The organism is Devosia sp. A16, from assembly GCF_001402915.1.
Classification (GTDB): domain Bacteria; phylum Pseudomonadota; class Alphaproteobacteria; order Rhizobiales; family Devosiaceae; genus Devosia_A.
Genome location: NZ_CP012945.1, coordinates 252,225 through 266,343, shown reverse-complemented (window position 1 = coordinate 266,343; position 14,119 = coordinate 252,225). Strand labels below are relative to the sequence as shown.

Sequence of the window (14,119 nt, the reverse complement as noted above, 5' to 3'; positions counted from 1 at the left end):
AAGCGAGCGTTACCGGCTTCTAGACTATCCTAGCTAACGGGAAGATGAACGGGGCAACGCGAAAACGCGCCGAAAATGTGCCGGTCAGCCTTCGCCGTGGCCGGGCTTCCAGCCGGACAGAGGATTGGATTCGCGTGCCTTGGGGCTTTGCAGCCCCTCCCGCAGGATGGAACGAACCACCTCCACGAGGATGGCGAGGATGAGGGCGCAGAGCGGCACGAACAGCAGGACGACAGCGGTGTCCACGTCGCCGCCACCGATGATGGCGCGGGGCGGGATGATCCCGAGCAGCAGTGCAATGCCTGCTACGACAAAGGTGAGCGAGAACGATATGGCGGTGGCCGCGCTCAGGGCGTTGCGAAACAACGGTCGGGGCAACCGCCAGGACGGTCGCTTCGACTGGGGGAGCTTGGTGGGAGACATGAGGACTCGCTGACTCAGTTCACAACGCGGTGATAAGGCCCACCGAATGCGCGGATGTTTCGTTGCTAAAGCGGTCAAGCCGGTACGATTTGAAGGCAATCGTGTGACCGTGGCCTGGCGGGAAGGTGGGAGTCGACGATGCGGCGACTGGCGAGTGAGACAATGGCGTGGGCCATCGGCCTGCTGATGGCCCTGACGCTGCTTGGCGGCGCAGTTGTAGCGGAGGAACCGGCGAGCCCGTCCGGCGTGGCCGAGCCGTGGCAGAGCGTGATTGACAGCCAGATCGCGGCGTTCCGCGCCAAGGACGCGCCAGGCGCCTTCCAGTGGGCTTCGGCCGCCTTCCACACCGGCTTTCCCAGCGCCGAGGCGTTCTTCGACGCCATTGTCGGATCGGGCTATGCACCGATCATGGAGTCGCGCTCGCACAGCTTTGGCAGGTTCGAGAAGCTTGGCGACAAGACCGTGGTGCAGGAAGTGAAGCTGCTGGGCAACGACCAGGGGCTCTACGAGGCGATCTACATGCTGGCCGAGGAGGCCAATGGCTGGCGGGCGCAGGGGGTGCAACTCGCAAGACACGCCGGGGTCGGCATCTGAGCCTTGCTGAGCCGAGGATGAACGGGGGCATCAGCCCGGGTTCAAGGCCGTGACCGCATAACTGGCATCGTCAAGCGTGTGATCCAGGTGTTCTCTTGAAGGTCTTCGTCCTCTCCGCCGTTCTCGCAGCCATTCTCGTCAGCCTGATGCCCGACGGCGAACCGGCGAGGGGGAGCGGAACGAGCACCGTGCGGGCTGACGGCAAGCCGATCGTACTGCCGACGGGCGCTGTGGTCCCGGCGCGTCCGGTCTGAGTGTCCGACGCTGCTTGCCTACGGGGGCGACCAATGACCCGGTTGTGCGCGCGAGGCTGACGCCGTAGAGCTTTCCCGCCATTTTTCCGGGAGATGACCTTGGCCTTCCTGTCCGACGCCCTCAGCCGCATCCAGCCGTCCGCCACGGTGGCGATCAATTCCAAAGCCGTCGAGATGAAGCGGCAGGGCCAGGACGTGATCTCGCTGGCCGCGGGCGAGCCGGATTTCGATACGCCCGAGCATGTGCGCGAGGCGGCGATCCGCGCCATCAATTCGGGCAAGACCCGCTACACCGCGGTGGATGGCATTCCCGAACTCAAGGAGGCGGTGGCCCAGAAGTTCAGGCGCGACAACGGCCTCGACGTCACGGCGGCCGATTGCTTCGTCTCATCGGGCGGCAAGCAGATCATCTTCAACGCGCTGATGGCGACGCTGAACCCCGGCGACGAGGTGGTGATCCCGGTGCCCTATTGGGTGAGTTATCCCGAGATCGTCCGGCTCTGCGACGCCGATCCGGTCTTCGCGGTGGCCGATGCCTCGACCGGCTTCAAGCTGAAGCCGGAGGTTCTCGAAGCGGCGATTACGCCGAGGACCAAGTGGCTGATCCTCAATACGCCGTCGAACCCCACCGGCGCCGCCTATACGCGCGACGAGCTGCGCGGGCTGGCCGACGTGCTGCTCCGTCACCCGCATGTCCACATCCTCACCGACGATATCTACGAGGTGCTGGTCTATGACGGCGGCACGTTCGCGACCATTGCCGGGGTCGAGCCCAGGCTCATGGAACGGACGCTGACCATGAACGGCGTGTCCAAGTCGCATGCGATGACCGGCTGGCGCATCGGCTACTGCACCGGGCCACGCCCGCTGCTCGGCGCGATGAACAAGCTGCAGAGCCAATCAACCACCAACCCCTCCTCGATCTCGCAATGGGCGGCGGTCGAGGCGCTGAACGGACCGCAGGAGTTCCTCAAGGGCTGGCGCGACATATTCCAGGCGCGGCGCGATCTGGTGGTTGCCGGGCTCAACGCCAATACCGGGCTCGATTGCCTGACGCCGGAGGGCGCCTTCTACGTCTTCCCATCGGTCAAGCGCCTGCTCGGCAAGACCTCGGGCGGCGGCAGGGCGCTCACGGACGACGCGGCCTTCGTCCTGGCCCTGCTCGAAGAAACCGGCGTGGCGCTGGTGCACGGCACGGCGTTCGGCCTTTCCGGACACATGCGCCTCAGCTACGCGGCATCGAACGCGCAGCTCGAAGACGCGGTGCGTCGCATTCAGGATTTCTGCGCCAAGGTCAGCTGATGCCCCATCCGGTCACCGAGTCGTTCGCGAGCGGCTGACTGGCGGTCGGCGACGGCAACCAGATCTGGTGGGAAGAGGCGGGCAATCCGCAGGGGGTGCCGGCGCTAATCCTGCATGGGGGGCCGGGCTCGGGATTTTCGGCTTCGACGCGGCGGTTCTTCGATCCGCAGCGCTACCGGATCATCGGCTTCGACCAGCGCGGTTGCGGCAGGAGCACGCCGCACGCTTCGGACGAGGGCGTCGACTTCTCGGTGATCACCACGGCGCATCTGATCGCCGACATCGAACGGCTGCGGACGCATTTCGGCGTCGACAGATGGGTGATCTATGGCGGCTCGTGGGGCGCGACGCTGGGGCTCGCCTATGCCGAGGCGCATCCGGGGCATGTTGCGGCCATGGGGTTCGGCGGGGTGACGACGACGCGGCAGCGCGAGATCGACTGGCTCTATCGCGGCCTGGCGCCGCTCTATCCCGAGGAATGGGAGCGGTTCGTCGCCGGCGCGCCTCAAGGCACTCCCGAGGAGGGGCTGGTCGCCGCCTACAACGAACTGCTGTTCGATGCAGATGCCGCCGTGCGCGACAAGGCGGCGCGGGATTTTCACGATTGGGACAATGCTTCGGCCTCGGCGGTCGCGCAGGTCGGCCGACCTTCGGACGGCAAGGATTCCAGACAGCTGCTGGCGCGTAGCCGGATCGTTACGCATTTCTTCCGCCATGCAGCGTGGCTGGAAGAGGGCCAGCTGCTGGCCAATGCCCATCGCTTGCGAGGGATTCCGGGCGTGCTGGTGCAGGGGCGGCTCGACCTGCAGGGGCCGCTGCTCACGGCATGGGAGCTGGCGCGCGCCTGGCCCGAGGTGAAACTGGTGGTGGTCGATGGGGCAGGGCACTCGGCCGGCGATGCCGGCATGCCCGAGGCGATCACCGCGGCGCTGGATGGGTTTGCTGGCTTACCACGGACCATTGAGTGAGAAGTGCCGACGGCGGCAGTCGGGACTCCTCTCCCGCTTGCGGGGGAGGGGGACCAGCCGACAGGCTGGTGGAGGGGGGAGCCCCACACACCGGCTGTGCCTGCAGCGATCTATGGTCTCTACCACTTCTCTTAGGAAGAGCCTGAAGCTCGCGCGATGGCCGCCATCACCGCAGCGGGCCGTGCGTCGATTTCCGCTGTCGAGAAGCGAAGCAACCTGATCCCTTCCTTCTCCAGCCAGACCGTTCGGCGCTGATCCCGATCGGCCTGCTCCTGATGCACCGGGCCATCGACTTCAACGGCCAGTTTCACCGCAGCACAATAGAAGTCGAGGACATAGGGGCCAACAGGGTGCTGGCGGCGAAAGTGCCAGCCGAGCTGATTGCGGCGAAGCAGCGCCCACAGCGTTCTTTCGGGCTGCGTCATCACGCGGCGCAAGTCTTTTGCCCGCCAGCGAATGAAGTCGGGTGACCGCAACGCAAGCTCCGCTCGTGGGGCTCCCCCCTCCACCACGCTATGCGTGGTCCCCCTCCCCCGCAAGCGGGAGAGGACTCCCGACTGCACGGATCGGACTCATTCACATGGATTAGCCTACAGATAATCCATCAAACTCATCGACCCACCCTCGCTGTCGCCAAACGCCGCCGACCCGGTGGCCTGGTTCAACAGCGAGCCGAGCTTGCTGGCGGTCTGATAGTTGGCGACCGCGGCGGCGTAGAGGTTTTCCGACCAGCCGGCGGCAGCGCGTTCCTCGGCGCTCATGGCGCCATAGAGCGAAATGACGTTCTGGGCGAAGCCGGCCGCATTGCCTGACCCGGCGGATTTGAGGCCCTGCAGCAGCGCCGCGCCGGAGCGGGAACGCATCTCCATCGAGGCAGCGCGCACTTCAGTGGCCGAGAACCTGCCGTTGGAGTTGAGTGCCACGGAGGCGAGCGAGCGGCTGTCGAACTCGGAATAGTCGGGCTTGGAGCTGCCGGTGGCCTTGTATTGCGCGTCAAGGGTAGTGCGGGCATCGCCGGCAACATCCTTGATGTCGCGCGGCTTGCCGGTCTCGCCGCCGGCGAGGCGCTCCATGTAAGCGTTGACCGGATCGTTGGGCACGGCGCCGGGCAGGGTGGAGGGTTTGGCCTCGATCTGCTTCAGCATCTCCTCGAGCGCGCCGCGCTGATCGGCATAGGCGGCCGAGGCCTTCTCCTCGGGACCCATGGCGTCGAAATAGGCGAGGGCGGCGACATAGAGGCCCTTGACGCTGCCGGTGACACGGCCGACCGCGGTAGGGCCCGCCATCGCCTGGTCGAAGCGGTTCTGCAGTTCGATGGCCGCGGCCTTCTGCTCGTCGACGCTGAACTGCTGGTTGGCGTTTATGCTCATCGCGTAGAGCTCGCGGCGATCGACCTTGCTGAGGTCGAGGGCGAGTTTGCCGTCCTTGAGCGGGCTGGTGAGCTCGGCGTCCGCCAGCAGCTTGTCGAGCGTGGCGCGCGCCTCACTGGTGACGGTGGCGAAGTCCTTGACGGTGGTGAGCGCCGCCTTGGCGGCATCCGACAGCGTGACGTTGGTGGCGCTGGAGTCGCTCGAATTGCTGGGCGGCGGGTTGGTCAGCGCCTGCTGCTGCGCCTTCTGCGCATTGGCGATGATCTGCGCGTAGCTGAGGGAACTGGTGCCGGTCGCGGTGCCAACGCTGGTCATGAGTGCCTCCGGGCGGTCGCTGTTCACCATGCAGGCGGCGTGCCACCGCGGAGGGCCGGGAATCCGGGCGTTGTGGTAGGGCGAAAACGGGAAGCCGGCAGGAAATGCCGGGTAGGGTTTGCTGTGGGGAGGCGCCGGCGGTGCGATGATCCTCCCCCACCACGCGGGGGAGGATCAGGGAGAGCTCGGCGCTTAGATCATCTCCAACTGCTGCTTGCGGCGTGGCGGCGGAAAGGCCGCATCCAGCGCGGCGTGCTCATCGGCGGTCAGCCTCAGGTCAGCCGCCATGCGGTTCTCGGCGACGTGCTCGAGGCCGGTGGCCTTGGGGATGGCAATGATGCCCGGGCGGGCCAGCACGAAGGCGAGGGCGACCTGCGCGGCGGTCGCGTTTCGAGCCCTGGCGATGCGCTGCAGTTCGGGGTGGCGCAGCATGCGGTTGTCGTTGCCGAGCGGGGAATAGGCCATGATTGGCATCTGGCGTGTAGCCGACCAGTCGAGCAGGTCGTACTCGATGCCGCGGGCGGCAAGGTTGTAGAGCACCTGGTTGGCGGCGCAGGCCTCGCCGCCCGGGAGCGCCAGTAACTCTTCCATGTCGTCGACATCGAAATTGGAGACACCCCATGCGCCGATGGCGCCGGCGCGCTGCAAGTCTTCGAAGGCCGCGACGGTCTCGGCGAGCGGGTGGCGGCCGCGCCAGTGCAAGAGGTAAAGATCGATATGGTCGGTGCCGAGCCGTTTCAGGCTGCGCTGGCAGGCGGCAATTGTGCCGTTGCGGCTGGCATTGCCGGGCAGCACCTTGCTGACCAGTTGCACCTCGCTGCGGCGGCCCTTGATCGCCTCGGCGACCACCAACTCGGCGCCGCCATCGCCATACATCTCGGCGGTATCGATCAATGTCATGCCCAGTTCGATGCCGCGGCGCAGCGCCGTGACCTCGTCGGCGTGGCGTCGACGGTCTTCGCCCATGCGCCAGGTGCCTTGGCCGAGGGCAGGCACGGAAGTGCCAGAGGCGAGAGAAATGATGGGAAGTGTCATGAGCCGGCCTCGCGTTGAGCGAACAGACTAGCCCGACTGGCGACAGGGGCAACCGGAGGCTCAAAGAAAAAGGCTCCGCTCGAGGGGATGAGCGGAGCCTTCAGAGGCCGGCTCGCCGAAGCGGGCGACCAATCGAAGCGCAGCCAGGGAGGAGGAGCGGCTGCAATTCGTTGAGATGACTATCGGGCGATGCGGCGAACCGAACAATCGCCAAGTCGGAACGTCAGCCATGCGCTGAGCGCGAAGCGACTGGCGACAAGAGATCAGTCAAAGCAAAAAAAGAGGCCCCATCCGAAGATGGGGCCCAATGACAAGGACCGAAGTCCAAATCGAAAGTGGTGGCAAATGGACGAGGGAGGAGGATACGCCATTTGCCGATGGTTCTAAGTCGAGGGAGGAGGATACGACTTCGAACCGGTGTCGCAGAGCAGGACCGAGGGAGGAGGATACGGTGCGGCTCACATCGACACTCACAATATGCACTTTGACCGTTTGGTCCACAATACGGACTTCCACATGCCAGCTATGCAGTTTGCGCAGGGAAAGGTCAGCCATGCTGCCGTGACGTATGCGTCAATACGATCCGCGCGCGACGGATGTTCACGGGTTGTTGGGGGCGGAAAAGACAAGGCCCCGCTCGAGGGGAGAGCGGGGCCGAGTAGCAGCCGTTGCCGGCTACAGGGAGGAACAAACAACGAGCGCGAGGAGGAGGAGGGAGATGCGCTCAGCTGCTGTCGAGCGGGGATATATGGCGGGAGCGGCGACCCAGCAACCGACCAGTGGTGAATGGGGGTCATGCGTTTTTTGCATGGCTGTTAAGTCGATGAGTTTGCTCGTGTATTGGAGTTTTCGACGTGCGCCATGGCGTCGCACGTCGAGCCGACGGCGACGCCAAGTGTTTGATTGTGACAGTATTTTGTCAGATTCGGCGCCGAATCCGGCTGGCCTCAAAGCCAGCCGCTGCGCTTGAAGAACAGGTACGGGACTACGGCCGACAGGACCATGAGCCCCAGCGCAAACGGATAGCCGAACGGCCAGCTCAGTTCGGGCATGAACTGGAAGTTCATGCCGTAGATGGACGCGACCAGGGTCGGCGGCAGGAACACCACTGCGGCCACCGAGAAGATCTTGATGATCTGGTTCTGCTCGAGGTTGATCAGCCCCAGCGTCGCGTCGAGCAGGAAATTGATCTTGGCCGAAAGGAACGCGGCGTGATCGCTCAGCGCAGCAGCGTCGCGCTGCAGGGTCTTGAGGCCCTGGCGCAGCTCCTTGGTGGTCTTGATGTCGACGCTACCGAGCGTCTGGTGGAAGCTGGTGACACGGGTGATCGACACCAGGCTTTCGCGGGCCAGCGTCAGGGTGTCGCCCTTCTTGCCGATGCGTTCGATCAATGACTGCAAGTCATGCGCCTTGCGGGTAGGTTTCTTGACCTTGTTGCCGAACACCTCGCGCGAGATCTGGTCGATCTCGTCGCCGGCATTCTCGAGCAGTTGCGCCAGCCGGTCGATGAAGGACTCGAGCAGCCCGATCATCACCCGCTCGCCGCCGAACTCGCCGGTGGTGGGACGGGACACCAGCCGCTCGTAGAGCCGGAAGGGCTTGGGGTCGGCGTAACGCACCGTGACCAGCTGGTTGTTGCGCAACACGAAGGTGATCGGCGTCTTGACCGGTTGGCCGGCCTCGTCCTCTACCAGCGCGGTGATGGTCATGAACTCGGCCCCGTCTTCGCTGTAGAGGCGGGCCGAGGGTTCGATGTCCTGCATCTCGCGGCGGGTGGGAATGTCGATGCCGAGGCAGGACTCGACGAACTTGTCCTCCTCGCGCGTCGGGTCGGTCAGGCTGTACCAGACGGCGCCCGCAAGCTTGGCCTCGGAGGCGGGATCGAAATCGGTGGGAACGAGGCGGTCGCCTTCGCGAATATAGGCACGCAGCATAGCGGGGCTCCAATAGCTAGCCGGGCCGGCGCGCCCGGCCCACCTGCTGTGGCGAGATCGAACCGGAAAAGTCTGCGACTTTTCCTGATCTCGCTTCGGGAGCCTAGAGCACCGGCAAGATCGAAGATCGACTTCGACTGTCGGGGTTCATTTTCAGTCCTTGATGAGAGTCCGGGTGCAAGCGCCCGGCACACCAGCCGCAATGCGCCTTTGCGGGCGGGGCGTCAAGGGGGAGGGAACGCAGAGGCGGGGCACTAGTTGGCGAAGGCCGAGACGAGCACCGAGCGCAGGTCGCCTTCAGTGGCGTAGCCGAGGTTCTCGATGCGCCAGAGCGGTTCGGGAAGGTCCGGCTGCGCCACGCGGATCAGCTCCAGGTGATCGGTGAAATTGGCATCTGGATAGTCGGGGAAGCCATAGGCGATGTCGACCGTAGCGCGGTCGGCGTCGATCGCGACTGCACCGACGTTGCACTCGGCCGCATAATCGGGAAAGGCCTGCCAGGGGATACCATCGCCCAGCGGCGGCTTCTCGTCGGGGTGCGCCTGCTGAAGGGCAGCGTTCCGTGTCTCCGCCTCGGCGATGGCGCCGCGCAGCTCGGTGGTCAGCAATCCCTCGACCGGAGCCATGTCGTTGCCAAGCCGCGAGATGCAGAAGATCTGGCCGATCTGTTCGGGACTGATGCTGACCATCTGGGCGAACGACGGCGTGACGGCGAGGCAGAGCGCGACTGCGGTGACAAAGCGAAGCATGAGGGATCCCCGAGGTTTGCCCGTTTCTAGCCGCACCCCCTGAATTCCCGATGAATGGCGGCTTGGGCCTTGGCCGCGCCAGTGCTAGAGCCATGCCGTGAATACAAAGGACTTTGCCATGACCGACTTCTCCGTGCTCGACGATCCGGCATGGCACGCCCTCACTACCCACCACGCAGTGCTCGGTCAGCGCAACGGCGCCGCCGCGCGCTACCGGACCGAGCTGTCGCCGATCGGCGGTCTCGCGCGCTACGATGCCGGGGCGTTCGCCGAGTTGCGCCCGCTGGTGGCGTCGGACGAGGCAGTCGGGCTGGTGTCGGCGCAGCAGGTCGAAGTGCCCGCCGACTGGGAACTGCTGCAGGCGGTCCCGGTGTTCCAGATGGTTTGCGAGGCCCCACCGGCGCTGCCCGAACTGATGCCCGTGCCGCTGACGGCGTCGGATGCAGCAGAAGCACTCGAGCTGGCGACGGCAACCGAACCGGGGCCGTTTCGGGCCGGCACGCTCGGCATGGGTCGCTATTTCGGCTTACGCGCGGCCGATGGGCGCCTGATGGCGATGACCGGCGAGCGGATGCGGCTCGGACAGCTCACCGAAGTGAGCGCCGTCTGCACCTGGCCGGAATTCCGGGGCAGGGGGTTGGCCAAGGTGCTGGTCGCTCACGTCTCGGCGTTGATCGCCGCCGAGGGGCGGGTGCCGTTCCTGCACGTGAAGACCGAGAACGCAGCGGCGATAGCGCTCTACGAGAAGCTGGGGTTCGTCGTGCGCAGGGAACTGACTTTTACGGTGGTGCGGCCGGGGTAAGAATCGCAAACGCCGGCGCGGGCTGACCCCCACCCTTGATCCCTCCCCGCAAGGGGGAGGGAGACGCTGACTGCGATTGTGGTGTGAGGTCTCCCTTTCCCTTACGGGTAGGGGACAGGGGTACGGGGCGGCGAGCACCAGAGCTTGCAGCAGGCGTGTCCGCTAGAACGACCACTCCCGGGCCTTGCCGACGAGAAAGTCGCGGAACACGCCGACGCGCTTCGAATTCTTCAGCGCCGGGGGATAGACGAAATAAGCCTCATAGGCCGGCAACTCGATGCCTTCGAGTACCCGCACCAGGTTGCTCTCGCCCTCGGTGACATAATCGGGCAGCATGGCGATACCGATACCGGCCCGGGCGGCCTGCATCATGCCATAGATGGCGTTGACCTTCATCGAGGCGCGGCGCGGCGAGGAATCGGGGCGGCCGAGGCGCTCGAGATAGTTGATATCGCCCAGATAGGACGGCACCGGTTCGCCGAACGAGATGATGCGGTGGCTGTCGAGATCTTCGACCGCCTGCGGCGAGCCGAATTCCTTGAGGTAGTTGTCCGAGGCGTAGAAGTGATTGTGCACGGTGAACAGCTTGCGCTGGATCATCTCGGACTGGTTCGGCCGGTGCAGCCGGATGGCGACGTCGGCCTCGCGCATGGCGAGATCGAGCTCGGCATCGTTGAGCTTAATCTCGATCTGGATTTCCGGATAAAGGATCAGGAACTCATGGATGCGCGAGCTCAGCCAGGTCGAGCCGATACCCACCGTGGTGGTAACGAGCAGGGGGCCGGTCGGGACCTCCTGGCTCTCGGACATCTGGGTCTCGACCTGCTGCAACTCCCAGTGCATGCGATGGGCGGTGCGGAACAGCTGCTCGCCCACCTCGGTCAAGACCAGGCCGCGGGCGTGGCGGATGAAGAGCTTTAGCCCCAGATCCTCTTCCAGCGCCGAAATCTGCCGCGAAACGGCAGACTGGCTCATGTTGAGCTTTTCAGCGGCGTGGGTGAACGACCCGGATTCGGCGGCGGTGTGGAAGATGCGGAGCTTGTCCCAATCCAGCATCGACTATTCCGCCGCTTCTGCAAGCTCGAGCGATGCCAGATATTCCTCGGCGTCCAGCGCCGCCATGCACCCCATCCCGGCCGCCGTTACCGCCTGCCGGTAGACGTCGTCGGTGACGTCGCCGGCGGCGAACACGCCCGGCACATTAGTCGCCGTGCCGCCCGGCACGACCTTCAGGTAACCGCCCGGCTTCATGTCGAGCTTGCCCGAGAAGATCGAGGTGGCGGGGGAGTGGCCGATGGCGATGAACACGCCGTCCACGGTTTTCTCAGTGACATGGCCGGTCTTGGTGTCGCGGATCTTCACCCCCTGAACCGAGCGCGGCATGTTCTGGCCGAACACTTCCTCGATCTCGGCGTTCCAGATCACCTCGACCTTGGGGTTCTTGAACAGGCGTTCCTGTAGGATGCGCTCGGCGCGGAACTCGCCGCGCCGGTGCACGACCGTGACCTTTGATGCGAAATTGGTGAGGAACAGCGCTTCCTCCACGGCGGTGTTGCCGCCGCCGACCACGATCACTTCCTTGCCGCGATAGAAGAAGCCGTCGCAGGTAGCGCAGGCCGAAACGCCGAAGCCCTGGAATTTCTCCTCGGACTCGAGCCCCAGCCAGCGCGCCTGGGCGCCGGTGGCAATGATCACGGAGTCGGCGGTATAGCGGGTGCCGCCGTCGCCGATAAGGACGAATGGCCGCTTGTCGAAATCCACTTCGACGATGATGTCGTTGATCATCCGGGTGCCGACATGCTCGGCCTGCGCCTTCATCTGCTCCATCAGCCAGGGGCCCTGGATGACGTCGGCGAAGCCGGGATAGTTCTCGACATCGGTGGTGATGGTGAGCTGACCACCCGGCTGGATGCCGGAAATCATGACCGGCTCGAGCATGGCGCGCGCCGCATAGATGGCCGCCGTATAGCCGGCCGGACCCGATCCGATGATGACGACTTTGGCGTGCACCTTACGCTCCACTGATACTGAGACTTAAGCCCTAGACCAAAATAGGAGGTTCGGCGCGCACCTTTCAAGGGCACGACCATCGCCATGCGGCGATGGAACGCGCGGACTCACCGAAAAGTCACAGCGGAGGGCGCGGCAAAGCGCCCTACCGGGAGCTAGACGAACTTAACGTCCAGGATTTCGTACGTCTTGGAGCCGCCGGGGGCAGCGACCTCGACCGAATCGCCGGCTTCCTTGCCGATCATGGCGCGGGCGATCGGCGACGAGATCGAGATGCGGCCCTTCGACAGGTCCGCTTCCGCATCGCCGACGATCTGGTAGGATTTCTCGGCCTCGGTGTCCTCGTCGACGAGCTTCACCGTGGCGCCGAACTTGATGGTCGAGCCGCTCAGCTTGCTGATGTCGATGATATCGGCCAGCGCCAGCAAGGATTCGAGCTCCTTGATGCGGCCCTCGTTCAGGCTCTGCTGCTCCTTGGCCGCATGGTACTCGGCGTTTTCGCTGAGGTCGCCATGGGCGCGCGCTTCGGCGATGTCGGCGATGATCTTGGGGCGGTCCTCGGCGGTGCGACGACGATATTCCTCCGACAGGGTCTTGTGACCGCTGGGTGTCATCGGAATCTTGTCCATAGCCGTCTCCAACTCAAAGAAAGGCTCCCCTGCCAAAGTCATTCGGCGTCGTCAGCATGCTGACCTGAGGGGGAGCGTCCACGTAAACTGCCTTCGGCGAAGGCATCGGTCAAGCGGGGCGTAGGCCGCGCTGCGCGAGCGGTGCATATCGTTGTGGTGGGCGGGCAGGTCAAGAGGCTCGGACGGCGTTCCAGGCTGCGATCGCAAGCAGGTCCGCAGCATCGGAGGCGACATCGGCCGTGGCGAGGCGAAGGAAGTCGTAGGCAGGGCCGAGCATCAGGGCGTGGGCAAGCGGCCACGGCAGGTCGCGAACCTCGCCCTGTGCCACAAAGGCAGCGTAGCGCGCACGGGCGGCCTCATGGCCCCGTGCCAGCAGGGTGGAAACTTCGGCAAGGCTGGTGTCCGAGGCGGCGAGAGTGCGGACCTCATCGAGAAAGCGCATGGAAGCCGGGTTGGCCAGGCCCCATCGCACCAATCCGGCCACCGAAGCCTTGATGGAGAGTTCCGCGACGGCATCGGGGTTGGCGGCATCGCCCGAGGAGCCCGACCATCCGCCCACCGCGCGCTCGACCAGCGCCAGAGCGAGGGAACCCTTGTTGCCGAAGAAGTGGTAGATGCTCCCCGTCGAGGCGGCGCTCCGGTTGCGAATGTCAGCGATGCTTGTCGCAGCGTAGCCGCGCGCGAGGAAGCAGGCGAGGGCCGCGTCGAGGATTTCGGAACGGCGATCTGCAGAAGGCGGTCGATTGGCCATCAAAGAAGCATAGACGAAACTAGAACATCGTTCTAGAGATAGTGTGACTAGAACGATGTTCCAGACGGTGGCGAGGATAATGGGCGAAGGCGGCAATGCAGCGATAGTGCGGGAGTATATCGGGGCCATCGAGAGGTTCGATGTCGAGGCGGTAGGGCGCCTGCTGCACCCAGACGTGGTGCAGATCGAGCGCCCGAACAAGCTCTACGCCGAGGGGCAGACCCGCGGCTACGACAAGATGATGGCCGACCTGCCGCGCGGCGCCAAGGTGCTGCGCAAGCAGAGCTACTCGATCACGGCCACATACGAAGCCGGCGACACTGTCATCGTCGAGACGCGCTGGGAGGGGATCGTCAACGTGTCGTTGGGCGCGCTGCAGCCGGGCGATGCGATGGTCGCCCATATCTGCATGGTCATCACGCTCCGCGACGGGCGGGTCGTCCGGCAAGTGAACTATGACTGCTACGAGGATTTCCTGGGAGTGGCACAGCGGGTCCCGAAGTAACGGGGTGGCTCAGGCCAAAAACCAAAGGCGCAGCCCGGAAGCTGCGCCTCTTTGATCTGATAAATCCGAGATCTGCTAAATCCGACCGGAGCGGGATGCCCTCGCATCTACCGGTCAGGATGCATCAAGCACCCCACCGGAGTCAGGACGCCTGGAGGTTGTCGGCGGCGTTCTTGCCGGTCCGCTTGTCCTTGACGATCTCGTACGTCACCTTCTGGCCTTCATCGAGGCCCGAAAGCCCCGAACGCTGGACAGCGGAGATATGCACGAACACATCAGCCCCACCCTCGTCGGGCTGAATGAAGCCGTAGCCTTTCTGGCCGTTGAACCATTTCACAGTGCCGGTAGCCATAAGTAGTCCCTTTCGCAGTCTGCCGTGGCAGTTCCCACCCCAATGGAAACTCCGCCAATCGAATTCTTGGTATGACCTCAGCAGGCGCGTTTGAGACGCCAGGCACGAAGTGTCGGCCGCAATATT

The 14,119-nt window shown here is 64.7% G+C and carries 17 protein-coding genes; 6 read left to right on the top strand and 11 right to left on the bottom strand.

Going from position 1 to position 14,119, the window contains the following annotated elements:
- Window positions 1–84: 84 nt before the first annotated feature.
- The gene (locus tag APS40_RS01245; RefSeq protein ID WP_055045332.1) at window positions 85–366 is read right to left on the bottom strand and encodes a hypothetical protein; all 282 of its coding nucleotides are present in this window, start codon (window positions 364–366) and stop codon (window positions 85–87) included.
- Between the two features lie 219 nt (window positions 367–585).
- On the opposite strand from APS40_RS01245, the gene APS40_RS01240 reads away from it, so the two are divergent.
- The 4 genes from APS40_RS01240 (at window position 586) to pip (ending at window position 3,541) form a co-directional block, all read left to right on the top strand.
- The gene (locus tag APS40_RS01240) at window positions 586–1,017 is read left to right on the top strand and encodes a DUF4864 domain-containing protein (RefSeq protein ID WP_055045331.1); all 432 of its coding nucleotides are present in this window, start codon (window positions 586–588) and stop codon (window positions 1,015–1,017) included.
- 95 nt (window positions 1,018–1,112) lie between these two features.
- Window positions 1,113–1,271: a hypothetical protein gene (locus tag APS40_RS24695; protein WP_156342777.1), complete on the top strand. Its 159-nt coding sequence runs from the start codon at window positions 1,113–1,115 to the stop codon at window positions 1,269–1,271.
- 99 nt (window positions 1,272–1,370) lie between these two features.
- Window positions 1,371–2,573, top strand: coding sequence for a pyridoxal phosphate-dependent aminotransferase (locus APS40_RS01235; RefSeq protein WP_055045330.1), 1,203 nt, complete (start codon window positions 1,371–1,373; stop codon window positions 2,571–2,573).
- Window positions 2,574–2,611: 38 nt separating this feature from the next.
- A complete protein-coding gene (gene pip / locus APS40_RS01230; protein WP_197279496.1) occupies window positions 2,612–3,541 on the top strand; it encodes a prolyl aminopeptidase in 930 nt (309 codons plus the stop codon).
- Between the two features lie 131 nt (window positions 3,542–3,672).
- Here the strand turns inward: pip and APS40_RS01225 are convergent, their stop codons facing one another.
- The 5 genes from APS40_RS01225 to APS40_RS01205 form a co-directional block, all read right to left on the bottom strand.
- Window positions 3,673–4,017, bottom strand: coding sequence for an endonuclease domain-containing protein (locus tag APS40_RS01225; protein WP_055045329.1), 345 nt, complete (start codon window positions 4,015–4,017; stop codon window positions 3,673–3,675).
- A gap of 114 nt (window positions 4,018–4,131) precedes the next feature.
- Window positions 4,132–5,226 (bottom strand): hypothetical protein, encoded by a 1,095-nt coding sequence (locus APS40_RS01220; RefSeq protein WP_055045328.1) that lies wholly within the window; start codon window positions 5,224–5,226, stop codon window positions 4,132–4,134.
- A gap of 192 nt (window positions 5,227–5,418) precedes the next feature.
- Window positions 5,419–6,261 carry an aldo/keto reductase gene (locus APS40_RS01215; protein WP_055045327.1) on the bottom strand — a complete coding sequence of 281 codons (843 nt, stop codon included), beginning with the start codon at window positions 6,259–6,261 and terminating at the stop codon, window positions 5,419–5,421.
- A 947-nt stretch (window positions 6,262–7,208) separates the two neighbouring features.
- On the bottom strand, window positions 7,209–8,195 hold the full coding sequence (gene corA, locus APS40_RS01210; protein ID WP_055045326.1) for a magnesium/cobalt transporter CorA: 987 nt from the start codon (window positions 8,193–8,195) through the stop codon (window positions 7,209–7,211).
- A gap of 254 nt (window positions 8,196–8,449) precedes the next feature.
- Window positions 8,450–8,944: a hypothetical protein gene (locus APS40_RS01205; RefSeq protein ID WP_055045325.1), complete on the bottom strand. Its 495-nt coding sequence runs from the start codon at window positions 8,942–8,944 to the stop codon at window positions 8,450–8,452.
- Window positions 8,945–9,062: 118 nt separating this feature from the next.
- Here APS40_RS01205 and APS40_RS01200 point away from each other — a divergent pair, with 118 nt between their 5' ends.
- Window positions 9,063–9,746 carry a GNAT family N-acetyltransferase gene (locus APS40_RS01200; protein ID WP_055045324.1) on the top strand — a complete coding sequence of 228 codons (684 nt, stop codon included), beginning with the start codon at window positions 9,063–9,065 and terminating at the stop codon, window positions 9,744–9,746.
- A gap of 162 nt (window positions 9,747–9,908) precedes the next feature.
- On the opposite strand, the gene APS40_RS01195 is transcribed toward APS40_RS01200, so the two are convergent.
- From APS40_RS01195 to APS40_RS01180, 4 genes are all read right to left on the bottom strand, one after another.
- Window positions 9,909–10,802 (bottom strand): LysR family transcriptional regulator, encoded by an 894-nt coding sequence (locus APS40_RS01195; protein ID WP_055045323.1) that lies wholly within the window; start codon window positions 10,800–10,802, stop codon window positions 9,909–9,911.
- A gap of 3 nt (window positions 10,803–10,805) precedes the next feature.
- Window positions 10,806–11,768, bottom strand: a complete 963-nt coding sequence (trxB, locus tag APS40_RS01190) for a thioredoxin-disulfide reductase (protein ID WP_082434115.1) — start codon at window positions 11,766–11,768, stop codon at window positions 10,806–10,808.
- 143 nt (window positions 11,769–11,911) lie between these two features.
- Complete coding sequence (gene greA, locus APS40_RS01185; RefSeq protein ID WP_055045321.1) at window positions 11,912–12,385, bottom strand: transcription elongation factor GreA; 474 nt, start codon at window positions 12,383–12,385, stop codon at window positions 11,912–11,914.
- 169 nt (window positions 12,386–12,554) lie between these two features.
- Window positions 12,555–13,136, bottom strand: a complete 582-nt coding sequence (locus APS40_RS01180; protein ID WP_055045320.1) for a TetR/AcrR family transcriptional regulator — start codon at window positions 13,134–13,136, stop codon at window positions 12,555–12,557.
- Between the two features lie 43 nt (window positions 13,137–13,179).
- Here APS40_RS01180 and APS40_RS01175 point away from each other — a divergent pair, with 43 nt between their 5' ends.
- A complete protein-coding gene (locus APS40_RS01175; protein WP_197279406.1) occupies window positions 13,180–13,641 on the top strand; it encodes a nuclear transport factor 2 family protein in 462 nt (153 codons plus the stop codon).
- Between the two features lie 142 nt (window positions 13,642–13,783).
- On the opposite strand, the gene APS40_RS01170 is transcribed toward APS40_RS01175, so the two are convergent.
- Entirely contained in the window at window positions 13,784–13,993 is a 210-nt protein-coding gene (locus APS40_RS01170) for a cold-shock protein (RefSeq protein WP_055045318.1), read from the bottom strand.
- Window positions 13,994–14,119: the final 126 nt, after the last annotated feature.